This window comes from Streptomyces sp. NPDC015127 (assembly GCF_043080095.1).
Taxonomy (GTDB): Bacteria; Actinomycetota; Actinomycetes; order Streptomycetales; family Streptomycetaceae; genus Streptomyces.
In genome coordinates, this window is sequence record NZ_JBIBVE010000009.1 from 227,295 (window position 1) to 250,803 (window position 23,509).

20 protein-coding genes are annotated in these 23,509 nt (G+C 72.3%); 5 read left to right on the forward strand and 15 right to left on the reverse strand.

Annotated features, from left to right (window positions below; translation table 11 throughout):
• The first annotated feature begins 127 nt into the window (after positions 1-127).
• Together ACF08N_RS19665 and ACF08N_RS19670 are read left to right on the forward strand one after the other, a co-directional pair.
• Positions 128-1,942 (forward strand): prolyl oligopeptidase family serine peptidase, encoded by a 1,815-nt coding sequence (locus tag ACF08N_RS19665; RefSeq protein WP_392325888.1) that lies wholly within the window; start codon positions 128-130, stop codon positions 1,940-1,942.
• Positions 1,943-2,009: 67 nt separating this feature from the next.
• On the forward strand, positions 2,010-2,768 hold the full coding sequence (locus ACF08N_RS19670; RefSeq protein ID WP_392325889.1) for an SURF1 family protein: 759 nt from the start codon (positions 2,010-2,012) through the stop codon (positions 2,766-2,768).
• A 426-nt stretch (positions 2,769-3,194) separates the two neighbouring features.
• On the opposite strand, the gene ACF08N_RS19675 is transcribed toward ACF08N_RS19670, so the two are convergent.
• The 7 genes from ACF08N_RS19675 to ACF08N_RS19705 form a co-directional block, all read right to left on the reverse strand.
• Positions 3,195-4,286 (reverse strand): hypothetical protein, encoded by a 1,092-nt coding sequence (locus ACF08N_RS19675; RefSeq protein ID WP_392325890.1) that lies wholly within the window; start codon positions 4,284-4,286, stop codon positions 3,195-3,197.
• Between the two features lie 95 nt (positions 4,287-4,381).
• Positions 4,382-5,044, reverse strand: coding sequence for a SigE family RNA polymerase sigma factor (locus tag ACF08N_RS19680; RefSeq protein WP_392325891.1), 663 nt, complete (start codon positions 5,042-5,044; stop codon positions 4,382-4,384).
• A 350-nt stretch (positions 5,045-5,394) separates the two neighbouring features.
• On the reverse strand, positions 5,395-6,420 hold the full coding sequence (locus ACF08N_RS19685; RefSeq protein WP_392325892.1) for an aspartate-semialdehyde dehydrogenase: 1,026 nt from the start codon (positions 6,418-6,420) through the stop codon (positions 5,395-5,397).
• A gap of 184 nt (positions 6,421-6,604) precedes the next feature.
• A complete protein-coding gene (locus tag ACF08N_RS19690; RefSeq protein ID WP_365992437.1) occupies positions 6,605-7,876 on the reverse strand; it encodes an aspartate kinase in 1,272 nt (423 codons plus the stop codon).
• A 230-nt stretch (positions 7,877-8,106) separates the two neighbouring features.
• Positions 8,107-8,766 carry a DUF5063 domain-containing protein gene (locus tag ACF08N_RS19695; RefSeq protein WP_392325893.1) on the reverse strand — a complete coding sequence of 220 codons (660 nt, stop codon included), beginning with the start codon at positions 8,764-8,766 and terminating at the stop codon, positions 8,107-8,109.
• On the reverse strand, positions 8,759-9,358 hold the full coding sequence (recR, locus tag ACF08N_RS19700; protein WP_392325894.1) for a recombination mediator RecR: 600 nt from the start codon (positions 9,356-9,358) through the stop codon (positions 8,759-8,761). The genes ACF08N_RS19695 and recR overlap by 8 nt, the downstream gene beginning before the upstream one ends.
• Positions 9,359-9,450: 92 nt before the next feature.
• Positions 9,451-9,786: a YbaB/EbfC family nucleoid-associated protein gene (locus tag ACF08N_RS19705; RefSeq protein WP_392325895.1), complete on the reverse strand. Its 336-nt coding sequence runs from the start codon at positions 9,784-9,786 to the stop codon at positions 9,451-9,453.
• A gap of 324 nt (positions 9,787-10,110) precedes the next feature.
• On the opposite strand from ACF08N_RS19705, the gene ACF08N_RS19710 reads away from it, so the two are divergent.
• Positions 10,111-10,860 (forward strand): SLATT domain-containing protein, encoded by a 750-nt coding sequence (locus ACF08N_RS19710; protein WP_392325896.1) that lies wholly within the window; start codon positions 10,111-10,113, stop codon positions 10,858-10,860.
• 22 nt (positions 10,861-10,882) lie between these two features.
• On the opposite strand, the gene ACF08N_RS19715 is transcribed toward ACF08N_RS19710, so the two are convergent.
• The 6 genes from ACF08N_RS19715 to ACF08N_RS19740 all read right to left on the reverse strand — a co-directional run bounded on the left by ACF08N_RS19715 (position 10,883) and on the right by ACF08N_RS19740 (position 18,961).
• Positions 10,883-11,764 carry an SGNH/GDSL hydrolase family protein gene (locus tag ACF08N_RS19715; protein ID WP_392325897.1) on the reverse strand — a complete coding sequence of 294 codons (882 nt, stop codon included), beginning with the start codon at positions 11,762-11,764 and terminating at the stop codon, positions 10,883-10,885.
• Between the two features lie 286 nt (positions 11,765-12,050).
• A complete protein-coding gene (locus tag ACF08N_RS19720; RefSeq protein WP_392325898.1) occupies positions 12,051-13,703 on the reverse strand; it encodes an FG-GAP repeat domain-containing protein in 1,653 nt (550 codons plus the stop codon).
• A gap of 185 nt (positions 13,704-13,888) precedes the next feature.
• The gene (locus ACF08N_RS19725) at positions 13,889-14,857 is read right to left on the reverse strand and encodes a class I SAM-dependent methyltransferase (RefSeq protein ID WP_392325899.1); all 969 of its coding nucleotides are present in this window, start codon (positions 14,855-14,857) and stop codon (positions 13,889-13,891) included.
• 84 nt (positions 14,858-14,941) lie between these two features.
• Positions 14,942-15,592 (reverse strand): hypothetical protein, encoded by a 651-nt coding sequence (locus tag ACF08N_RS19730; protein ID WP_392325900.1) that lies wholly within the window; start codon positions 15,590-15,592, stop codon positions 14,942-14,944.
• 133 nt (positions 15,593-15,725) lie between these two features.
• The gene (locus tag ACF08N_RS19735) at positions 15,726-18,158 is read right to left on the reverse strand and encodes a dolichyl-phosphate beta-glucosyltransferase (protein ID WP_392325901.1); all 2,433 of its coding nucleotides are present in this window, start codon (positions 18,156-18,158) and stop codon (positions 15,726-15,728) included.
• A complete protein-coding gene (locus tag ACF08N_RS19740; protein WP_392325902.1) occupies positions 18,155-18,961 on the reverse strand; it encodes a GntR family transcriptional regulator in 807 nt (268 codons plus the stop codon). Before ACF08N_RS19740 ends, ACF08N_RS19735 begins: the two co-directional genes overlap by 4 nt.
• 104 nt (positions 18,962-19,065) lie before the next feature.
• On the opposite strand from ACF08N_RS19740, the gene ACF08N_RS19745 reads away from it, so the two are divergent.
• Complete coding sequence (locus ACF08N_RS19745) at positions 19,066-19,515, forward strand: hypothetical protein (RefSeq protein ID WP_392325903.1); 450 nt, start codon at positions 19,066-19,068, stop codon at positions 19,513-19,515.
• Positions 19,516-19,548: 33 nt separating this feature from the next.
• Here ACF08N_RS19745 and ACF08N_RS19750 read toward each other — a convergent pair whose 3' ends face one another.
• On the reverse strand, positions 19,549-20,565 hold the full coding sequence (locus tag ACF08N_RS19750) for a GlxA family transcriptional regulator (protein ID WP_392325904.1): 1,017 nt from the start codon (positions 20,563-20,565) through the stop codon (positions 19,549-19,551).
• A gap of 114 nt (positions 20,566-20,679) precedes the next feature.
• Between ACF08N_RS19750 and ACF08N_RS19755 the strand changes: the two genes are divergently transcribed.
• Entirely contained in the window at positions 20,680-21,615 is a 936-nt protein-coding gene (locus tag ACF08N_RS19755) for an NADP-dependent oxidoreductase (protein WP_392326011.1), read from the forward strand.
• A 71-nt stretch (positions 21,616-21,686) separates the two neighbouring features.
• On the opposite strand, the gene ACF08N_RS19760 is transcribed toward ACF08N_RS19755, so the two are convergent.
• Positions 21,687-23,453 (reverse strand): FG-GAP repeat domain-containing protein, encoded by a 1,767-nt coding sequence (locus ACF08N_RS19760; protein ID WP_392325905.1) that lies wholly within the window; start codon positions 23,451-23,453, stop codon positions 21,687-21,689.
• Between the last annotated feature and the right edge of the window lie 56 nt (positions 23,454-23,509).

The following is a 23,509-nucleotide window of genomic DNA, read 5'->3' on the forward strand; positions in this document are numbered from 1 at the left end:
GCCGGCGGGCATGTTCGGGTGGGCGGTGACGATGATCCGCTCCGGACCGGCGCCCGGTTGTCAGGTATGTGCCAGGAGTTGTCCACAGGCTGAGGAGCGTGTCGGTGGTTTCCGGTTTGATGGGGGCATGGACGACGCACTCAGCACACCCGACATGCCCGGCATGCCCGACTGGGAGAAGCGCTTCCGGGCGCCCCGTGTCTCGCTGCCCGACTGGGCCGAGGATGCCCCCGACCGATCCCTGTTCGTCTCCAACGCGACGGGGACGTACGAGCTGTACGCATGGGACCGCGCCACCGGCACCCAGCGACAGGTCACCGACCGGCCGAACGGCACCACGGACGGCGTGCTCACGCCGGACGGCGAGGCCGTCTGGTGGTTCTCGGACACCGACGGCGACGAGTTCGGCGTCTGGATGCGGCAGCCGTTCGGCGGCGGGGACGACGTGCCCGCCGCACCCGGCCTGGAGCCCTCGTATCCGGGCGGTCTCGCCATAGGCCGGGACGGCACCGCCGTGATCGGCCGCTCGACGGACGAGGACGGCTCGACCGTCCATGTCGTACGGCCGGGCGCGGAGCCCGTCGAGATCTACCGCCACCGGGAGTCGGCGGGCGTCGGCGACCTCTCCCGTGACGGGACGCTCCTCGCCATCGAGCACACCGAGCACGGGGACGCGATGCACTCCGCGCTGCGTGTGCTGAAGCTGGACGGGCAGGTGGTGGCCGGGCTCGACGACACCGAGGGCGGCACGGTGGAGCTGGGCCTGGAGGTGCTCGGCTTCGCACCGGTCGACGGCGACACCCGGCTGCTCGTCGGGCACCAGCGGCGGGGCCGCTGGGAGCCGATGATCTGGGACGTGGCGACCGGCGAGCAGACCGGCCTCGCGATCGACCTCCCCGGCGATGTGAACGCCGAGTGGTACCCGGACGGCTCGGCCCTGCTGGTCGCGCACGACTTCGAGGCACGTGGCGAGCTCTGGCGCTACGACCTGGCGTCGCACGAGCTGACGCGGATGGAGACCCCGGCCGGCTCCGTCTCGGGCGCCACCGCCCGTCCCGACCGCACCGTCGAGTACCTGTGGTCGTCCGCCGCCCAGCCGCCGCAGGTCCGTTCGACGGGGGGCGGCGTCGTGCTCGACCCGCCCGGGATGAAGGCGCCCGCCTCGGTGCCGGTCGAGGACGCCTGGGTGGAGGGCCCCGGCGGCCGGATCCACGCCCTGGTCCAGCGGCCGGCCGGTGCGAGCGGCCCGCTGCCGACGGTGTTCGAGATCCACGGCGGCCCCACCTGGCACGACAGCGACGCCTTCGCCGCGGGCCCGGCGGCCTGGGTCGACCACGGATACGCGGTGGTCCGCGTCAACTACCGCGGCTCCACCGGCTACGGAAGGGAGTGGACGGACGCGCTCAAGCACCGCGTGGGGCTGATCGAGCTGGAGGACATCGCGGCGGTCCGCGAGTGGGCGGTCTCGTCGGGACTCGCCGACCCGGAAAGGCTCGTGCTCGCGGGCGGCTCGTGGGGCGGATACCTGACGCTGCTCGGGCTCGGCACCCAGCCGGACGCCTGGGCCGTCGGCCTCGCCGCGGTGCCGGTCGCGGACTACGTCACGGCGTACCACGACGAGATGGAGGCCCTGAAGGCCATGGACCGCACACTCCTGGGCGGCACCCCGGAGGAGGTGCCGGAGCGTTTCGAGGCGTCGTCCCCGCTGACGTACGTGGACGCCGTCCTGGCCCCGGTCTACATCTCGGCGGGCGTCAACGATCCGCGCTGCCCCATCCGTCAGGTGGAGAACTATGTGGACCGCCTGGCGGCCCGCGGCGCGGTCCACGAGGTGTACCGGTACGACGCGGGGCACGGCTCGCTCGTGGTGGAGGAGCGCATCAAGCAGGTGCGCCTGGAGATCGCCTTCGCGGACCGGCATCTGAAGGGGGCGGTGGCGTAGACCGGCGGACGGCCCGTGGTCCGGCCCCGGGACGAGGGACCGCGGGCGCGTTCCGTACCGTGGAGGGGTGTACCGATTCCTGCTGACGCCCCGCTGGTGGGGGATCAACGTCTTCGTCCTGCTGGCGATCCCGTTCTGCGTCTTCATGGGTTCGTGGCAGCTGGGCAGGTTCGAGGACCGCGTGGACAGTCACCGGGAGGCCGAGCGGCGGCCCGCGGAGCAGGAGCGGCTCGCTGCGGCCCCCCTCGACGAGCTCCTGCCCGTCGACAAGGAGACGTCGGGACGGCAGGCGACGGCGACGGGCCGGTACGGGGAGCAGTTCCTCGTACCGGACCGTGAGCTGGACGGCAGGCGCGGCGCGTATGTGCTGACGCTGCTGCGGACGGAGGGCGGCAAGACGCTGCCGGTGGTCCGCGGCTGGCTGGCCGAGGGCGAGCGCCCACCGGCGGCCCCCTCCGGCGAGGTGACGGTGACGGGCGCGCTGCAGGCGTCCGAGACCGTGGGTACGGACGGGGTCCACGCGGCGGGCGGCCTGCCGCGCGGCCAGGTGGGCATGATCAGCGCGGCGTCGCTGGTGAACCTGGTGCCGGACGACGTGTACGACGCGTGGGTCACGCTGACGAAGGCGGACAAGGGCCTGACGGCGGTGCCGGCGTCGGCCCCGGAGAACAGCGGGCTGGACCTGAAGGCGTTCCAGAACCTGGGCTACACCGGGGAATGGTTCGTGTTCGCGGGCTTCGTGCTGTTCATGTGGTTCCGCCTGGTCCGCCGCGAGGCGGAGGCGTCCCGCGACCGCGAACTCGGGCTGACGCCCGAGATGTCCTGACCCCAGGCCCTGGCCGCACCCACGACTGCGCTCCGGCGGACCCGGATCCGCACGCCGCCGCGCGACAGCGGGTGCCCTCCAGCCCGGATCCGCACGCCGGCCACGCGACAGCTGTGCCTCCGACCCGGATCCGCACGCTGGCCACGCGACAGCTGGCTCCGACCCGGATCCGCACGCCCGCCACGGACAGCTGGTGCCCTCCGGCCCGGATCCGCACGCGGCCGCACGCCCCGGCCCGCCGCGTGGCACACAGCGCCCGCTCAGTCACATGAGCCGCGGGGGGCGTGCGCGGGGACGCGCATCGGACCGCGGAGCCATGGCAGCCGCGCCCGCACCGTGCGAGGAGAACGTGCCCATGGCGCCGCCAGGCACCGGCCCCGGGTCCGCGCCCCCGTCCGACGAGACCGTGCCGCACCGCGGCAACGGTCACTGGCCCGGGAGCAGGCCCGTGCGGTAGATCGTGCCGGCGCAGGCGTTGGTGATCGTCGCCTGGGCGTTCGGCGCGCCCGCCTCCGCGATGTGGGTGATCGCCACGCTGCCGTCCTGCGTGCCGCCGTCCTCCGAGGACAGCTGGGTCTCGGGGTTGTTCTCCGCCGAGGTGCCCTCGCCCGTGTCCGTGCCGCCCGAGCCGGCGTCCGAGGGCGACGGGTCGGGCGAGGGGGCCGTCGTGGGGCACGTGTCCGACGGGACCCACGCGAACTTGACCTCGTACGTGGACGACGGCTTCAGCAGCAGCGACGCCTGTTCCGCCGACGGGTCCGGCAGACCTCCCGCCGCGTCGCCCGACGTGTGGGCGACGACGCTGATGCGGGCCTGGTCGGCGGCGCCCATGGCCTGGAAGACGACGGCGCCGCCGCCTCCGACCGTGCAGTTCCCCGGGGAGACGTTGGCGATGCGGAAGGTGCCGTAGACCTTGCCGTCGGGGTCCGGAGGGTTCGTCTCGGCCGAGACGACTCCGAGGTCGGCGCTGCCGCACACCGGCACGGTGTCGCCCGCGCTGCCCGGCGGGACCGGTTCGCCCGAGGCGCCGTCGCCCGCGCCCGCGCCCGGCTGCTCGCCCGGCGCCGCGCTGGTCGGGTCCTCGGCCTCGGGGTCCTGCCCGCCGCCCTTCGAGGGGGCCAGCGGGTCCTTGTCCCCTCCGGTCACCCCCGGCTCGTTGCCCGTGCCGCCCTGGGCCTGCTCGCCGTGCCCGGCGTTGACCGGGTTGGCATGGTCGCCGCCGCCCGCGTTCGCCACGTGGACGAAGGCGGGCACCGCGGTGCCGATCAGCAGCACCGCCGCCGCGGCGCCGACGAGCGCCTGGCGCTTGCGGGCGCGCCGCGCCGGGACCGCCCGGCGCAGATGGTCGAGCGCGCCTTCCGAGGGCTCGAGGTCCTCGACGATGCCGTGCAGCATCCTGCGCAGGGCCTCCTCGTCCCCGCCCGGATCCGCACCCGGTCCCCCTGGAACGCCCGCGAAGAGGTCCTCGTCGGGGCCCTTGCCGAGGCCGCCCAGCTCGTTCTCCGGCCCGTTGCTCACTTTTCCGTTCCCAGTCCGGTCGTCAAACGGCCCGTCCGGCCCGTACTGCTCGTACTGCTCGTACCTGTCAGCGTCAAACCTGTCCGCGTCCCCGCTCATGCCGTGGCCTCCATGGCGACGCGCAGCGCCGCTATGCCCCGGGAGCCGTACGCCTTCACCGAGCCGAGGGAGACCCCCAGCGTCTCGGCCACCTGCGCCTCGGTCATGTCCGCGAAGTACCGCAGGACCAGCACCTCGCGCTGGCGCCGCTGCAGCCCCCGCATCGCCTTGATGAGCGCGTCCCGCTCCAGCTGGTCGTACGCGCCCTCCTCCGCGCTCGCCATGTCGGGCATCGGCTTGGAGAGCAGCTTCAGGCCGAGGATGCGGCGGCGCAGCGCGGAGCGGGAGAGGTTGACGACGGTCTGGCGCAGGTAGGCGAGGGTCTTCTCGGGGTCCCGTACGCGCGAGCGCGCGGAGTGGACCCGGATGAACGCCTCCTGGACCACGTCCTCGCAGGACGCGGTGTCGTCCAGGAGCAGGGCGGCGAGGCCCAGCAGCGACCGGTAGTGGGCGCGGTAGGTCTCGGTGAGGTGATCGACGGTCGTGCCGGCGGCCATGGCGTCGTCAGCGCCCTGCCGCTGAGCCGGGAGCCGCGTGGTCCGCGGGGCGGGCATGGGTGCGATCACCGGCATGCCGCCGGTCGGGCGGGGCCTGCGGAGCGGGCGCACCGAAGCGCCGCGGACCGGGACCACCCCTGCGATGTCGAGAACCTCTGCCACGCCTGTTGGACACGCTGCCCCCCGTCAGGGTTGTACGCGTACGCCACCGCTTTTGACGGTGCACCAAATGCCCTTATGCGCACTCGCTCATCCCCAATGCACCCTTTTTGCGGCGCCGTTCCGAGGCGACCGCAAAGACGCTTCCCGCCCAACTACCGGTTGCAGCAAGGGGGAAGCGAATAATCGAACACGCTGGCGCCCCAGTTCAAGTGGCACAGACCTCGAGTTGCTCACAGGGCGTACGCAGATCCTACAAAGCTGCGCAGACAATCCGTTCCGATTATCGGTTCCGGGTCCGCGGCAGGTTCTCCGGGCCGGTCGGCGAGAAGGATCCGCGCCGCCCGCGCGGCTCAGAACTCGGCGGCCACGGTCTCCGCGATCTGCGCCGAGTTCAGCGCCGCGCCCTTGCGCAGGTTGTCGCCGCACACGAAGAGTTCCAGCGCCGAGGGGTCGTCCGGCGCCCGCCGCACCCGCCCCACCCAGGTCGGATCGGTCCCCACCACGTCCGCGGGCGTCGGGAAGTCGCCCGCCTCCGGGTCGTCGTAGAGGACGACGCCCGGCGAGGTCGCCAGGATCTCGTGCGCCCGCTCGACCGTGACCTCGTTCTCGAAGCGCGCGTGCACCACCAGGGAGTGCGTGGTGAGCACCGGCACGCGGACGAACGTCGCCGCCACCTTCAGGGCGGGCAGGTCGAGGATCTTGCGCGTCTCGGCGCGCAGGCCCAGTTCCTCGGACGACCAGCCGCCGTCGCACGGCGCACCGGTCCACGGCACCACGTTCAGCGCGAGCGGCGCGGGCAGCGGGCCGAGCCCGTCGTCGCCCACCGCACGGCGTACGTCCCCGGGACCCGTACCCAGCTCCGTACCGGCGACCAGGGACAGCTGGGCGCGCAGGGCGTCCACCGCGTCCCGTCCGGCGCCGCTGGCGGCCTGGTACGAGGACACGACCAGCTCCCGCAGCCCGAACTCGGCGTGCAGCGCCCCCACCGCGGGCACCAGCGTCAGCGTGGTGTCGTGAGGGCTGGCGACGATGCCGCGCGGGCGCACCCGGACGCAGTGCGGATTGACCTCGGGCACCACCAGCGGGACGTCCGGGTCCATCCGGAAGGCCGGGGAGTTGTCCACGACCACGGCGCCCTTGGCGACGGCGACCGGCGCCCATCGCTCGGACACCTCGCCCGGCACGAGGAACACCGCGACGTCGATGCCGTCGAAGACGTCCTCACCGAGCGCCACGACCTCGCACTCCTGCCCGCGCACGGCCAGCTTGCGGCCGGCCGAGCGCGGGGAGGCGGCGAGTCGGATCTCGCCCCAGATGTCGGCGTGCTGCGACAGGATCTGGAGCATCACCGCACCGACGGCTCCGGTCGCTCCCACGACCGCGAGCGCCGGTTTCGGTGGTCCGTCGACGGGGCCCGCGGCGTCGCGTGCCGATGGCTGTCGCCTGGCTGCGTTGTCGTCAGTCGCCAGGGCTCCGCCATGGCTCCTTCCTGCGCCTTGCCAGGCTCGGCCCTCGACCCGCTCCTTCATCCGCGCTCCCCGCCGATGGACCACCCGGGCTTCATCGCCCGGTGCCTCCGTAGACGACCGCCTCGTCGGAGTCGGAGTCGAGCCCGAAGGCGGTGTGGACGGCGCGCACGGCCTCGTTGACGTCGTCGGCGCGGGTGACCACCGAGATGCGGATCTCGGAGGTCGAGATCAGCTCGATGTTCACGCCCGCGTCGGACAGCGCCTCGAAGAAGGACGCGGTCACGCCGGGGTTCGTCTTCATACCCGCGCCGACCAGGGAGATCTTGCCAATCTGGTCGTCGTAGCGCAGCGAGTCGAAGCCGATCGCGGACTTCTGCTTCTCCAGCGCGGCCATGGCCTTGGCGCCGTCGGTCTTCGGCAGGGTGAAGGAGATGTCCGTCAGCGCCGTGGTGGCCGCCGAGACGTTCTGCACGACCATGTCGATGTTGATCTCGGCATCGGCGATCGCACGGAAGATGGCCGCGGCCTCGCCCGGCTTGTCCGGGACGCCGACGACGGTGACCTTGGCCTCGGAGACGTCGTGGGCGACTCCGGAGATGATGGCGTGCTCCACCTTCTGATCCCCTTGCGGTTCGTTGCTGACCCAGGTGCCGCGCAGTCCGGAGAAGGACGAGCGCACGTGGATCGGGATGTTGTAACGGCGTGCGTACTCCACGCACCGGTGCAGCAGCACCTTCGAGCCCGACGCGGCGAGCTCGAGCATGTCCTCGAAGGAGATCCAGTCGATCTTCCGGGCCTTCTTCACGACCCGCGGGTCGGCGGTGAAGACGCCGTCGACATCGGTGTAGATCTCGCACACCTCGGCGTCCAGCGCGGCGGCGAGGGCGACGGCGGTCGTGTCCGACCCGCCCCGGCCGAGCGTGGTGATGTCCTTGCTGTCCGCGGACACCCCCTGGAACCCCGCGACGATGGCGATGTTGCCCTCGTCCAGCGCGGTACGGATCCGGCCCGGCGTGACATCGATGATGCGCGCTTTGTTGTGGACCGAGTCGGTGATGACACCTGCCTGGCTGCCGGTGAACGACTGGGCCTCGTGGCCCAGGTTTTTGATCGCCATGGCCAGCAGGGCCATGGAGATCCGCTCTCCCGCGGTCAGCAGCATGTCGAATTCACGTCCGGCAGGGATGGGGGATACCTGCTCGGCGAGATCGATCAGCTCGTCCGTCGTGTCGCCCATCGCCGAAACCACGACGACCACCTGGTGGCCGTTCTTCTTGGCATCGACGATCCGCTTGGCGACACGCTTGATGCCCTCGGCATCGGCTACGGAGGAGCCTCCGTACTTCTGCACGACAAGGCCCACGTGCGCTCCTCGCTCGGTCTTCTGCAGTCACTACTGCGGTCGGCTCAGTCTATCGAGCGGCCGCGATACGCCCCTGTGATGTCACATGGTGAGATGTCCCGCTCACCAGGTGATCATCCAGGAAGGGTCCAGGGACATCCGCGGCCGCTCGAATGGCTGCTGCCCCTGGAGCGGCGAGGTACGCGGGTATGTGGCCCGCCTCACAGCGGTCGCCGGCGCCAGAAGCCCCGTCAGTGGGCCCGTCGCAGCCCCAGCGGGCCGGCGATCTCGTCGACCATGACCTTGCCCGCCTCCTCCGCCAGCCGCTCCTCGGTGAGGTCCTCGTCGGTGTCCAGGCCGTCCAGCTCGGCCAGCGGCTGGTCGAGGCGGACGTGGGCGACGAGGGACTGCAGGGCGCGCAGCGTGGCGGAGGCGGTCGGGCCCCAGTTGGAGAAGTACGAGAACTGCCACCACCACAGCGCCTCGCTGGTGCGGCCCGCCCGGTAGTGGGCGAGGCCGTGGCGCAGGTCGGTGACGATGTCCGCGAGGCTGTCGGAGATCCGCGAGGGGACCGGTGCCTTGCGGGGCTCGTACGGGTCGAAGACCTCGGAGAAGACGTCCACCGGGTCGAGGAGGACCGCGAAGCGCTCGCGCAGGTCGTCGACGTCCGGCTCGGGGCCGGTGTCCGGCTCGTACCGCTCGTCCGGGACGATGTCCTCGTGCGCGCCCAGGCGCCCTCCGGTCAGCAGCAGCTGGGAGACCTCCAGCAGCAGGAACGGCACCGCGCTGTCCGGCTCGTCGCCCTTCGCGACCTCTGTGGTCGCGACGATGAAGGACTCGATCGAGTCGGCGATCTGGACCGCGAAGTCGTCCGGATTCTGGCCTACGGCGTGCAGCATGGCGTCAGACATCGAGCAGTCGTCTCCCCTCGAAGGCACGACCGAGCGTGACCTCGTCGGCGTATTCCAAGTCTCCCCCTACCGGGAGGCCGCTGGCCAGCCGCGTGACCTTGAGTCCCATCGGCTTCACCATGCGTGCGAGGTAGGTGGCCGTCGCTTCGCCCTCGAGATTGGGGTCCGTGGCCAGGATCAGCTCGGTGACCGTGCCGTCCGCGAGGCGGGCCAGCAGCTCGCGGATGCGCAGGTCGTCCGGGCCGACGCCCTCGATGGGGCTGATCGCGCCGCCCAGGACGTGGTACCGGCCGCGGAATTCTCGCGTCCGCTCGATCGCGACGACGTCCTTCGGCTCCTCCACGACACAGATGACGGCCGGGTCGCGGCGGGGGTCACGGCAGATGCCGCACTGCTCCTGCTGTGCGACGTTGCCGCACACGGCGCAGAAGCGGACCTTGTCCTTGACCTCCAGCAGGGCGTGCGCGAGCCGGCGGACGTCGGTCGGCTCGGCCTGCAGGATGTGGAAGGCGATCCGCTGCGCGCTCTTGGGACCGACGCCGGGCAGCCTGCCCAGTTCGTCGATGAGGTCCTGAACCACGCCTTCGTACAACGGAACGCCTTTCCTTGCGTGCTTGCCGCTAACGGTAGTTGGTGAATATGACGCTTAGAAGGTCCTGACGGGACCGGCGGGAAAAGCCGGGATCAGAACGGCAGGCCCGGCATGCCGCCGAGGCCCTGCGCGAGCGGTCCGAGCTTCTCCTGCTGGAGCTGCTGGGCGTTCTCGCCCGCGGCCTGGACGGCGGCGACGACGAGGTCCGCGAGGGTCTCGGTGTCCTCGGGGTCGACGGCCTTCGGATCGATGACAAGGCTGCGCAGCTCGCCGGAGCCGGTGACGGTGGCCTTCACCAGACCGCCGCCCGCCTGGCCCTCGACCTCGGTCTGCGCCAACTCCTCCTGGGCCCGGGCGAGATCCTGCTGCATCTTCTGGGCCTGCTGGAGCAACTGCTGCATGTTGGGCTGGCCACCACCGGGAATCACGGTCACTCCTGTCCGTACGTTGCTTCGATACGGCCGAGCCTACGTGGTCACCGGGCGCCATGCCCCACTCGGCGGTGACCAACTCTTTCGAGTGAGAGCCACGGGCCCCGACCAGGCTCCTCTACCTGATCAAGACCCCCGTGCGGGCGGAAATACGGGGATCGGGGACGCACCGCCCACCATTCGGCGGTATGAAGGGCGTGCGCATCCGCGGGCGCATCAGAACGAACGCGCGCACCGTACGTCACACGGTGTAACGTCAGCACCTTTTGAGCACCTTTTCAGCGAAGCCGCAGAAGCCGTAGAGGGTAGAGGAGCGCACCGGTGAGCCAGCCGGAGATGCAGCCCGGGGGGCCGGCCCGGGAGGAGGGCGGCACCACGCCGCTGGGTGATCTGACGGGACGGGCCTTCCCGCTCGGCGACTGGGGAGAGCCCGCGGTCCGCCTCGACGAGCTGTACCGGTGGGTGGAGTCCGATGCCCTGCGGACGGCGGACTGGTACCTCGCGGACCGCCCGCGCAAGCGCCGCTGGGCCCGGCTGCTGCGCCTCGGTACGGCGCTGGGCGCGACGGCGGGGGCGGTCCTGCCGCTGCTCGACCTGACGGGCGCGGTGTCCGGGGCGGTCTCCTGGGGATACGTCTCCCTCCTGCTGGCCGCGGCCTGCGTGGCCTGCGACCGGTACTTCGGCCTCACCGCGGGCTGGATGCGCGACGTCGCCACGGCCCAGGCCGTGCAGTACCGGTTGCAGACGCTCCAGTTCGACTGGGCGTCCGAGAGCGTGCGGGAGGTGCTGGGCCCGACGGAGGGCACGGCGAGCGAGGCGGCCGAGCGCTGCCTCGGGGTGCTGCGCCGCTTCTCGGAGGACGTGTCGGGCCTGGTCCGCACGGAGACGGCCGACTGGATGACCGACTTCCGCGCGGGCCCGGCGCCGCTGCGCCTGACGCCCCTGTCCCAGGCCCGCCCGGAGTCGGGCCCGTCGCCGCACTCCGCGGGCGTGATCCAGGGCCGTTTCCCGCTGCCCCCGGGCACCCGCCCGAACATGCCCCGGCAGCGGCCGCCGGAGCCGCCGCGCTGAGCGGCCCCGGGGGCGCTCTACGTCAGCCCAGGTTCAGCACCGCGGCCGCCCGGTCGGCCATCGCTGCCTCGCCCGCCGCGTTCGGGTGCACCGGGACGATGTTGGTGCCGAACAGGAGCGGTTCGATCCAGCGCGTGCCCATCGGGCTGCAGGCGTCGTGGCCCTTCGAGACCTCGGCCATGTCGACGAAGGTGGCGCCGGTGTCCCCGGCGGCCTTCTCCACGGCCGCGTTCAGGTCGGTCTGCAGCTCGTGCAGGTAGGGCACGTCGCCCTTGGCGACCGGCATCTTGAGGAAGCAGCCGGGGACGGCCCGCTCGGGCAGGATCCACGGGTAGCCGAGGATCGCGATCTCCGCCTTCGGCGACCTGGCCCTGATCTCGTTGAGGGCCGTCCTGATCGCGGGATACGTCGTCTCGGCGATCTCGTCGGAGAAGCGGCTGCCGTAGGTGTCCTTGCAGGGGCTGCCCTGGCCGACCGTGAGCGTGCCCAGGGCGCCGCAGGCAAGGATGGCGCTGATGAAGGTGTTGTTGTCGTTGCCGCCGATGGTCAGCGTGACGAGGTCGGTGTCGCTGCCCAGCGCGTCGAACTGCGGGGCGACGCCCGGGTACTGCGCCTGCGTGAAGTGCTCGGTCTTCGCGCCGCCGCAGGTGACGTCCCTGAGGTCGGCCCCGGTCCGGGCGGCGAGCAGGTGCGGGTAGTTGCGGGTGGTGCGGGCGCACAGGAGTGAGGCTTCCGGGTCGAGCGGGAGGACGCCCGACCCCGCGCTGTAACTGTCCCCGAGAGCGACGTAGTTCAGTGGTTCGGCGGAGGCCCCGGCGGGGGCGGCGGTCCCCAGCACGAGGGCGGCGGTCCCGACGGTCGCGAGGACCACCGACAGGGCTCGGTTCTTGGCGCGAAGCGGCATGGGGGGTGGCTCCTTCAGGCGAATGGTGCGGCTCTGGCATGCTCCGGCGCCCTGGGCGCCGGTTCACGGAGCCACGACCTGTTCGCCGGGGCGCGTTCACCCGATCGGTGCGAGAAGCGTAGGCGGGATCCGGCCGCGCGCCCCTGTGACGGAATCCCAACCCTTGACGGTTTTTTCGTGAGCCGTCACGAACGCCTGGCGAACCACGTGTGCTTGTTTTCCGTGCAACAACAGCGGCGGCCCCGGGACTCGAAGCCCCGGGGCCGCCACCGTGCATGACGTGACGTCAGAAGATGTACTCGTAGCCCTGCCAGCCGGATGTGAACTTCACGCGCGCGGAGAAGGTCGCCGTGCCGCTGCGGCCGGTGGCCGCGTACCGGTAGACGTCGCCGGCGGCGGTGACACCGATGAGGTCGGCGCGTCCGTCACCGGTCATGTCGCCGGGCGAGGCCAGCGTCGTGTACGTGTTCCAGCCGCCGCCGATCAGGACGGGGGACGTGAAGGGGGCGGAGGCGGAACCGGTGCCCTTGTACAGGTACAGCTCGCCGTCGTACGTCCGCGCGATCAGGTCGGGCCGGCCGTCGCCGCTGTGGTCGCCGCCGCTGACGAGCTGGTCGTACACCCCCCAGCCGCCGCCGACCCGGACCCTGGTGTCGAGGGGCTGCTCCGCCGCGGTCCTCTCGCTCTTGTGCAGGTACAGGGAGCCGTAGAAGTCCTGGCCCACCACGTCGCCCTTGCCGTCGGAGGTGAGGTCGCCGGGGCCGACGAGGTTGTCGTAGCTGTTCCACTCCTCGCCCTCGCCGAGAAACCCGACGCCGTCGGTGTACGCGTAGCCCGGGCCGATCTCCACGAGGTGGGCCTTGCCCCGCTCGTCGAGCGCGGAGCTCAGCGTGCCGTCGAAGTAGCCCTTCTCGTTGGTGCCCCGCAGCACGGGGTCGCCGAACCGTCCGTCGGACAGCGCCGGCCGCAGATGGACCTGGTTCGCGTCGTCGATCGTCAGCAGCTCGTGCTTGCCGTAGGCGGGCACACCGGCGCCGCCCGCGTACAGCAGGACGTTCTGTCCGCCGCTGCCGTGCGCCTGACGGCCGGAGAACTTGCCGCCGCCGGAGGCGAGATAGCGGTACACCGTGCCGTCCGGGGTGCGCGCGAGGAAGTCGGCGCGGCCGTCCGCGTTCAGGTCGTCGGCGGCGATCAGCTGGTTGAACATCTGGAAGCCGTAGCCGACCTTGACCCGCGCCTTGAACGGCGCCCCGGTCGCCGAGCCCGTGCCCTTGTAGAAGTACAGGTCGCCCGAGACGGTCCGGGCGAGGATGTCGCCGATGCGGTCGCCGTCGACGTCTCCGGTGCCCACGAGCTGGTCGTAGACCTGCCAGCCGCTGCCCACCGCGACGCGCTTGGCGAACAGGCCCGTTGTGCCGGTGGTGCGGTAGAGGTAGAGGGTGCCCTCGGGGGTACGGCCGAGCAGATCCGGCCTGCCGTCCCCGGTGACGTCACCCGGCGACAGGATCTTGTTGAACATCTGCCAGCCGGGGCCGATGTAATACGGATCCCCGCCGGCGTGCGTGCCGTCCTGTTCGAACGCGATGAGGTCCCCGTTGGACCACAGCACCATCAGCTCAGGGGCGGCAGTTCCGTAGAGGTTGCCCATGGGGACGATGTCCTTGGGCTGCTTCCCCGCGTGGGCATCATTGCCGATGGTGAAGGGCGCGGAGCTGCCGTCGGTGCTGCGCGTGATGGTGGTCGTGCCGTCCGCGAGCTGCGCGATCCGGTCGGTGACACCGTCTCCGTCGACGTCGAAGCGCGGCGAGACGGGCCCGGCCGCCGGGGCCGCCGTGGCCCGGCCGGCGGCGGGACCGCCCACCACCGCGGTCGCGACGACACCCGCGACGACAGCCGCGGTGGCGACGGCCCGCAGCCGGGACGTACGTGAACGGATCAAGAAACCCTCCCCTTGCGTCACCGCGCGCTGCGCGCGGTATCGGCGGACGACCGGCCTGCCGTGCAGGTCCCCACCCAGTTCTGGCCAGTGTCCGAAAGCTCGCGGAGCTTAACAGGCGCGGGCCGTTCCTGGCCTGCCGGTTTCCGCTCGCCGACGCGGTGACGAGGGGTTTGCGCGCCGCCCTTTCAGCGCCGTCGTTTCGAGGTCAGGGCGCGGGTCACGATGGGCGGCAGGACGTCCCTCGCGAACCGCCGGGCCGGCGACGGGCGGCGGCGCTCGGGCTCTGCGGCGGCCGCCTCGGGCACGGCTGCCGCGGCGACCGGCTCGGGATCGGGCTGCTGCGACGGCGGCTCGGGCGTCGGAAGGGGCTCGTGGCGGGACTCCGGATGGGACGGCGTGCCCGTCGACTTGCCGGCCTTGATCCGGATGAGCGGACGGCCGGCGACCTCCTCCACGCCGTGCCACATGTCCGTGCGCCCGGACAGCCACTCCAGCAGTTCCTCGCGCACCGGGTCGGGGTCGCCCCATGTGCCGTACAGCTTGGTGCCGGTGATCACGATGGGCCGCAGGTCCGTCGTCGGGACCGCGCCCCACACCGCGGCCGCCACGCCGGGGCAGTGCTCGGCCCGGAAGTCGTCGAACGCCACGATCCCCTCGGGGACGAGCAGCGTGCGGGCGGCCTCGATGTCGCCGTGGACGTGCTCGTAGAGGTGCGAGGCGTCGACGTGCACGAAGCGGCAGCTTGCCGGCGCGACCCGGGAGGTGATCACCGAGGTGGGCGCCTGGACCAGGGTGGGCAGGTGGTCGTGGAAGGAAAGATAGTTGGCCTCGAAGGCGCGCCGGGTGAGGGTCGCGTACGAGCGGTCCATCTCGGCGCTGTTGGAGTCGTCCGGTGCCGGGGAGTCCCACAGGTCACAGACGGTGAACGACTCGCCCTCCCGCAGATAACTCCCCAGGAACACCGCGCTCTTGCCGAGATACGCCCCGAGCTCCAGCAGGTCTCCCTTCTGCTCCGTGGTGTGCTGGCGCCGCAGGAACCAGTCGAAGAGGAGTTGGTCGGCCGGCCAGAACCAGCCCTTGACGTCGTCGAACCGCTCCGGCCTGGGAAGTTCTTCCTCGGCCGCCGCCTGGGCGGGGTTGCTCGTCTGTGACATGCCCCGGTCCTACCGGTGGAAGGTGTCCGGCGTCCGTCGGCCGGCTGTCCGGCGTCTTAACCGTCCGGGGCGCGCACCTGTCCGTCAGCTGAAGATGATCATCGAGCCCTGGCCGAGACTCCGGGTCGCCGCCGCGTGCAGTCCCAGCCACACATGGCGCTCCCGGGCGAACGGGCTGTCGTCGTACGGAATCGGGCCGGCCGGCTCCTCCAGGGCCGTGGGACGCTCGGGGGGCTCCGGTGCGGCCGGCGGGTTCGCCGGGTCGATGCCGATCGCGGGAGCCACGTACTCCAGCTCCCGCAGCAGGCCCTGCGTGGAGCCCAGAGGCCCGCCGCCCTCCAGCAGTTCGTCGTTGAACAGCGGCGCGGCGAAGTCCACGGGGACGTACGCGCCCGCGTGGTCGTAGTGCCACACCAGGTGCGACTGCTGCGCCGTCGACTCGAACATCTCCAGCAACTGCTCGTAGTCACCGCCGAGTTCGTCGACCGGTGTCACCGCGAGGCCGCACAGCTGGAGCAGGTAGGCCCGCCGCAGGAAGTGCAGCGCGTCGTAGTCGAACCCGGCGACCGGAGCGACATCGCCCGACAGGCCCGGCATGTAGGCGAAGACGGGCACGGTGGGCAGACCGGCGCCGGTCAGGGCCTTGTCGTAGGAGGCGATCTCTTCGGCGAAGGGATTGTCGGGGCTGTGGCACAGCACATCGACAAGGGGGACCAGCCACAGGTCACAGGCCAAGGGAAGGCTCGCTCTCAGCGGTTCGGGACGGTGGTACCACCCACGGCGGCGGGGCCGCGGGGGAGGGTGATGGGTCGCGCGGACGGTGGACGGGACAGCGTAATGCCGTGCGGAGCACCGGCGAAGAGGGCCTTCATCGCGTACCGCCTTCCGCTCCCACGTCCCATACCCATACCCCGGCCACGCGCTCGCCCGGCCTGCCGAGCAGTTTCGTGACCGTCTCGTAGAGCGCCTGCTCGTTGTACGTCGGCGCCAGCACCACCACGCCCGCCTTCCAGGCCGCGAGGTCGGCGCGGGCCTGCGCCTGCCAGTTGGGGCCGATCACGGGCACCCGGCCGGTGTTGCGGACGTCGATGAGCAGGTTGGAGGTGTGGCGGGGCGTCGCACCGTAGATGCCGATGCGGTCGGGGCCCCAGGGGCCGTTGAAGTAGCCGCCCGCGAGCGGGAATCCGAGGCCGCTCGCCGACTGCCAGTGCAGGGCGTCCGCGCTGCCCGGGGTCGGCAGCGGGACGGTGACCAGCGACTCGCCCTCGCCGAGGTAGGAGCGGTAGGCGCCGTGGGTGATGAAGCCCGGGACCTCGGCCCGTTCCCGTACCGGGTACGGCGTCGGGAGCACCGGCACCAGGGCCGCCGCCAGCGCCGCGAAACCGGCGGCCCGCACGGCGAGGGAGCGGCTCCTCGCGGCGGCGAGACGGTCGGCGGCGAGTGCGAGCAGCATGCCGAGCACGGGCGCGCAGACCATCGCCACCCGCGACTCGATGACCGACTCGAACAGCGGCTGGTGCGCGAGCGCCCGCCAGGGCCCGGTCAGCACGATGTCGGTGTACGGGATGCGGAACTTCGGTCCGAGCGACAGCAGGGCGGCGGCCACCGCCGTGAACGCCAGCGCCTTCACCAGCGCCAGCCGCCACCACTGGATCACGATCGCGACCGACAGCGCGACCAGCGGCCAGCCGAAGAAGGCGTTCTGCTCGGTGCGGTTCATCGCGAGCGGATCGGCGCCCGCGTCCGAGCCGAGCAGCGCGCGGCCGGAGAACTGGAGGAAGGCGAGCGGGCTGTTGCCCGCGTTGTCGCCGTGCAGCACGCTCTTGTAGCTCTGCGGCCCGAAGAACTGCCAGCCCAGCGGGAACGCCACCAGCGGCAGGCACACCAGCAGCGCGATGCCCAGGCCGCGCAGCAGCGGCCGCCACGCCGCGCGGGCCACGTCGCGCCGCGCGAGCGCGTACGACAGCGCGAACAGCAGCATGCCCACGGCGGCGAGCAGCAGCGGCTCCTCGCCGAGGAAGATCTGGTACGTCGCGAACAGGCCGAGCAGCACGCCGTCGCGGACCACGTTCCTGCCCTCGCAGAGCCGCAGCGCCCGGTCGACGATCAGCGGCAGCATGAACAGCACGAGGAAGTTCGGGTGTGCGTTGCCGTGCGAGATCATCGGCGGCGCGAAGGCGGCGAAGCCGCCGCCGAGCGCGGCTGCGGCCCTGTGGCGCACCAGCCGCCGGGCGATCAGCCAGTACCAGGAGACGGCGGTCGCGGTCAGGCCGAGGGTGAGGACGAGCGCCCAGGTGACGGTCGGGCCGAAGGCCAGCGTGACGGGCGTGAGGGGCACCGACAGGCCCAGCATGACCGTGTTGGCCATGAGGTTCACGCCCTCGGGATGTCCCTGGAGGGTGGTGAAGAGCGGGTTGCGCAGATGCGTGACGTTGTCGGCGGTGACCGCGAAGAACCACTCCCACTGGTTCTGGTCCTGGCCCGCGTCGCGCAGGTAGCCGCGGTCGAGGTCCGTCCACAGGCCCTGGTAGAGCAGGACGGACGCGAGGAGGAAGAGCCCGGCGACGGCGAGGTCCACGCGCCGCACGGCGCGGGTCCGCAGCCGCAGCAGCTCCAGCAGCACCTTGCCGTAGTCGGCGGGCCCGACCTTGGAGCCGTCGACGTGCGACCAGCGCACCGGGACCTCGGTCACGCGCCAGCCCGCGCGGCGGAAGAAGCGCAGGATCTCGACGTCGATGCCCCACCCGGTGAGCCGGGAGTCGGCGAACGCGGCGCGCGCCTTGTCGCCGTCGAAGAGTTTGAAGCCGCACTGGGTGTCGCGGATGCCGGACACCGCGACGAGGCGTATGAGCCGGTTTCCCATACGGCCGAGCCACTCGCGCAGGCGCCGCTGGCGCACCTCGATCCGGGCCTCGGGGTGGGCACGGGAGCCGATGGCGGCCGCCGCGCCGGTGGCGGCGAGCTCGTCGTCGAGGCGGGCCAGCTCGTCGATGGGGGCGGCGAGGTCGGCGTCCGTGAACAGCACCCGGCGCCCGTAGGAGGCGAGGACGCCCAGGCGCAGGGCGTGGCCCTTGCCGCGGTTGGCCGGACTCGACACCAGCTGGATGCGTGGCTCCTCGGCCGCCGCCTCCTGGGCGATCTTCGCGGTGGCGTCGGTGGAGCCGTCGTCGACGACGATCACCTCCCAGCTGCCCCAGCGCTCCGGGTCGGCGCGCAGGTAGGCGCCGATGGCGTCCAGCGTCGGGCCGAGCCGGGCTTCTTCGTTGTACGCGGGGACGACGACGCTCAGGTCCACGCTCACCGCTCGGGCCGGCCGTCGGGGAACCGGGCGGGGCCTTCGTCTGCACCGCCGTCGCGGGGCCCGTCGCCGTCGCGGGGCCCGTCGCCGTCGTCATCGGCCCCGTCGCCGGGGCACGGCCCGCCCTGGAGCCGGTCCGCCCAGGCGAGCGCGTGCGCGTTGTAGGCGCGGATCGCCTCGCGGACGGCCTCGGCGTCACCGCGGGTCACGGCGTCCACGAGGGTCTCGTGACCGCTCCACAGCCACTGCGACAGATCCGGGTCGGCCCGCAGGTACGGCACGGCGAACACCCACGACTGCACCCGCAGCCGGTGCAGGAACTCGGAGATGTAGCAGTTGGTCAGGAGCACGCCGAGCTCGCGCCAGAACCGCAGGTCGTAGCCGATCAGAATGTCGAGGTCACCGGCGCGGGCCGCCCGCGCGGCCTCCTCGGCCCGGCGGCGCACGGACAGCAGGGCCTGAGCGCTCGGGACCGGGGAGCCGCACTCGGTGCGCTGCCGGAAGACGCCGTCGACGACCATCGAGCGTGCCTCGACCATCGTGCGGTAGTCGTCGACGGAGAACCGGTGGACCCTGAAGCCGCGGTGCTGGTCCGATTCGAGCAGGCCCTGCGCGGACAGGTCGACGAGCGCCTCGCGCACGGGGGTCGCGGAGACGCCGTACTGGTCGGCGATCTGTTTGACCGTGAACTCCTGCCCGGGCTGGAGCCGCCCGGCGAGCACCTCGTCACGCAGCGCATCCGCGATCTGCTGCCGCAGGGTGCTGCGGGTGACGGCGGTGCCGCCGCCGCTGGCGTTGCCGGGCATCGTGGTGGCCTTCTCCTTCTGCTTCGGTCCCGGACACGATAGGCCAGGGGTCGTGACGGGGTCGTGGGGCATGGGGCCCGCACCGTGACGGAAGCGAGGCGGATGTGACGGATGTGTTCGAACCGGCCGACGGCGACGGGGGCCCGGTGGCGGGGGCCGGGCGGGCGGCGGAGGTCCGCACGGCGTTCGAGGGGCTGTTGCAGATACGCCGTGTGACCAACGCGACGGCCGCGGACCCGGTGGCCGTCCCCGCGCCCTGGGAGCTGAACCGCATGGTGCGCGCGGTGTCCCTGGCCCTGGAGGCGTCCGGCTTCCCGCCGTCGGCGGTCGACGCCGGGGGCGCGAGGACGGCGACCGGCTACCGCGTCCGCCCCGGCGAGCGCCCGGCCACGGTGTACGTGGAATGGCTGGGCCCGCCGGGCAGCGGCGCCCCGCAGGCGGAGGAGGCGGAGCTGAGGGCGTGCGCGACGGCCCTGGGCCGCCTCGGCTGGGAGGCCCTCCTGTACCGGGGCCCGCGCCGCAGACGTTTCCTGGAGGTGGAACGGGGCGCGTGAGCCGGGCAGCGGTGGCGCGGGCGCGCCCGGGGGCTACGGCGCCACCAGCACCCCGCGCCCCGCGGCCGGCTCGGCCGCCCCCGCGCGGAACGTCTGGCGGTATGCCATCGGGGACACCCCGATCGCCGCCGCCATGTGCTGGCGCAGTGACGCCGCCGTCCCGAAGCCCGACTCCGCTGCGACCCGGTCCACCGGGAGGTCCGTCGTCTCCAGCAGGCGGCGGGCGTGCTCCACGCGCTGGGCGGTCAGCCACTGGACCGGCGTCATGCCGGCCTCCTCGCGGAAGCGGCGGGAGAACGTGCGCACGCTCATCCGGGCGTGCGCGGCCAGTTCGGCGAGGGTGAGCGGGCCGCCCAGCCGGTCCAGGGCCCAGGCGCGGGTCGCGGAGGTCGACGCCGCGGACGGCGGCGGTACGGGCCGCTCGATGAACTGGGCCTGGCCCCCGTCCCGCCACGGCGGGACGACGCACAGCCGCGCCACCCGGTTGGCGACCTCGCTGCCGTGGTCGCGGCGCAGCAGGTGCAGGCACAGGTCGACCCCGGCCGCGACACCCGCCGCCGTCAGCACGTCTCCGTCGTCGACGAACAGCACGCCCGGGTCCACCTCGACCCGGGGGAAGGCGCGCTGGAACGCGTCGGCGTCGTTCCAGTGCGTGGTGGCGCGGCGTCCGTCGAGCAGGCCCGCGGTGGCGAGGACGTACGAGGCGGTGCAGATGGAGACGACGCGCGTGCCGGGGCGGAGCGTCGTGAGGGCGGCGGCGAGCGGCGCGGGCAGCCACTCCTGGGGCCGGTCCGGGCCGCAGGTGAACGGCGGGACGACGAGCGTGTCCGCCGTGGCGAGCGCGTCGAGACCGTGCTCGACGGTGACGGAGAAATCGGCACTGGTGCGCACCGTGCCGCCGTCGAGGCCACAGGTGATCACCTCGTACAGCGGTTCGCCGCCGGGTCCTACGGCGGTGCCGAAGATCCGGACCGGGATGCTCAGCTCGAAGGGGTAGACGCCGTCGAGCGCGAGGACGACGACGCGGTGCGGGGCGGAAGACGCGGCCATGGCCAGATCCTTGCACATCATGGCCATCTGGCCACTCGAATGCCGCTTTCCGCTGCCGCAGGGTTGGTCCCGGGCCCCGATCGGGGTCAATTCCCTTGACGAGGAGCGGACATGATGCGGGCCATCAGGCAGGACACCCTCGGCGGACCGGACGTGCTGAGGATCGTCGAGGTCGACCGTCCCGAACCCGGCCCCTCGGAGGTCCTCGTGCGCGTCCACGCCGCCGGGGTCAACCCGACCGACTGGTGGCACCGTTCGACGGGCGGCCTGCTCGGTGACGGACGCCCGGTGCCGCTCGGCTGGGACGTCTCGGGTGTCGTGGAGGCCGTCGGCCTCGGTGTGACGATGTACCGGCCGGGCGACGAGGTGTTCGGCATGCCCCGGCTGCCCGAACCGGCGGGCGCGTACGCCGAGTTCATGACGTCACCGGCCCGACATCTGGCCCGCAAGCCGGCGGGCGTCTCGCACGTGGAGGCCGCCGCGCTGCCCATCGCCGCGCTGACGGCCTGGCAGTCGCTGGTCGACACCGCGGACGTACGCCCCGGACAGCGCGTGCTCGTACACGCGGCGGGCGGCGGCGTCGGACATGTGGCCGTCCAGATCGCCAAGGCACGCGGCGCGTACGTGATCGGCACGGCGAGCGCGGGCAAGCACGCCTTCGTGCGGGGGCTCGGCGCGGACGAGGCCGTCGACTACCGGACGACGGACTTCACCGAGGCCGTCCGGGACGTGGACGTGGTGCTGGACACCGTGGGCGGTGCGTACGGCCCGCGCTCGCTGGACGTGCTCCGGCCGGGCGGCATGCTGGTCTCCCTCGCCTCCCCCGCGGAGGCGTACCTCGCCGAGGCGGCCGAACAGCGCGGGCTGCGCGCCGGGTTCACCATCGTGGAGCCCGACAACGGCGGGCTGCGGGAGATCGTCGCGCTGGTGGAGTCGGGCAGGCTGCGCGTGCACGTGGACACGGTGCTGCCGCTGGAGCAGGCGGGCAAGGCGCACGAGATCGGCGAGACGGGCCGGACGCAGGGAAAGATCGTGCTCACGGTCGCGTGAGCGGGGCGCCCCGGGAGCGCCGCCGTGTGACGGCGCCCCGGGGGCCGTTGGCCTCGAACGGGCCGTTGGGCCTAATACAGGCCGGTGTACGTGTTCCAGCCGGTGCCGATCGACGCCTTGGGCTTGAAGTTGCCCCGGCCGTCGGAGTCGTAGCGGTACAGCGTGCCGCCGCTGGTGCGCGCGACGAGGTCCGCGCGGCCGTCGCCGTTCATGTCGCCCGGCGCCGCCAGCTTGGTGAAGGAGCCCCAGCCGGAGCCGATCAGCTTCTTCGCCTTGAACGGCGCGGAGGCGACGCCCGTGCCCTCGTACAGGTAGAGCTTGCCGTCCTTGGCGCGCGCGATCAGGTCCGCGCGACCGTCGCCGGAGATGTCGCCGGCGCCCAGCAGGGCGTTGAACTGGCCCCAGCCGGTGCCGATCCGCTGCTTGGCGGCGAAGCCGCTGCCGGTTCCGTAGCCGCGGTACAGGTAGAGCACGCCCGAGCCGTCACGGGCCACCACGTCGCCCTTGCCGTCGCCGGACAGGTCGCCGGGACCGACGAGGGTGTTGTAGACGCCCCAGCCGCCGCCGATGTCGTACGGGGTGCCCGACGAGTGGCTGAGGTTGTAGAGGTGGCCGTTGTACATCTCGAACAGGTCGCCGTAGCTGTCGTCGTCGAGCGAGGAGAAGTGGGCGAGCTTCGCGTTCGGGAAGCCGCCGTCGTCGCTGATCTTGAAGCGCGGGGCGAACCGGCCGTTGTTCAGGTCCCAGTAGTAGTAGAGGGTCCCGCGGGTGTCGAGGCCGAAGATCTCGTCCTTGCCCCAGGAGGGGAGGCTGCTGCCGTTGGCGAACCGGCTCACCGTGTTCCAGCCGCTGCCGAGCTTCACCCGGGGCAGGAAGGCACCCGTGGCGGTGGAGGAGTAGCTGTAGAGGTCGCCGCTGTACGTGCGGGCGAGCAGGTCGGCGTTGCCGTCCTCGTCGAGGTCGTCGAGGCTGAGCAGCGTGTTGAACATGTTCCAGCCGGTGCCGACCTTGACCCTGTCCTTGAAGGGCCGGCCGGCTTCGCCGGTGCCGCTGTAGAAGTACAGCTCGCCCCCGGTGTTCCGGGCGAACAGGTCGGCGATGCCGTCGTTGTTGACGTCGTTCATGCCGGCCAGCTGGTCGTACTGCGCCCAGCCGGGACCGACCTTGATCCGCGACCCGAGCGGGCTGGACGTACTCGTGGTGCCCGGGTACAGGTACAGGTCGCCGGCGTGGGTCCGCGCGAGCACGTCGCTGATGCCGTCATCGGTCAGGTCACCGGGCGAGAAGACCTTGTTGTAGATCTGCCAGCCGTGGCCCGACCAGAAGTGGCTCGGGTAGTACAGGTCGTTCGTGAACGCCGAGAGCCGTCCGGCGGCCGTCAGCGTGAAGTGTACGGGGCCGTCGGGGCGGAGCCCGGCCGCGGTGAAGACGTCCTTGTAGATCTGGGTGCCGGTCTCACCGGGGACGTAGTAGCCGAGCTCGTGGCTCTCGGCGCCCGTGTCGACCCACACGGTCCCGTCCAGGCCCTGCAGGACCATGTCGGACCAGCCGTCGCCGTCCACGTCGCTGCGCGGCGCGGCGAGCGGGGCGCCCTCGTCCTGGGCGCTGAACGCGCCGCGGTTCACGTCGGGGCGCGGCAGGTCGAGGCTGGGCGGCTGGGCGGCGCCGCCGGCCTTGGGCCGCTCGACCGTACGGTTCGGCGCCGGCGTCTCGTCGGCCTGGGCCGCCGGCGCCGCCAGCAGCATGCCGGCGGCCAGGGCCAGCGCGGTGCAGGCGGCGACGCGCACGCGGGCACGGGTGTTTCTGCGCGGCCCGGCCGCGGCGCGGCCGGATTCCATGGACGTCAAGGTCCCCCCTCGGGTGGTGTCACCTGCACGGCCGCTCCGCGGCGCTG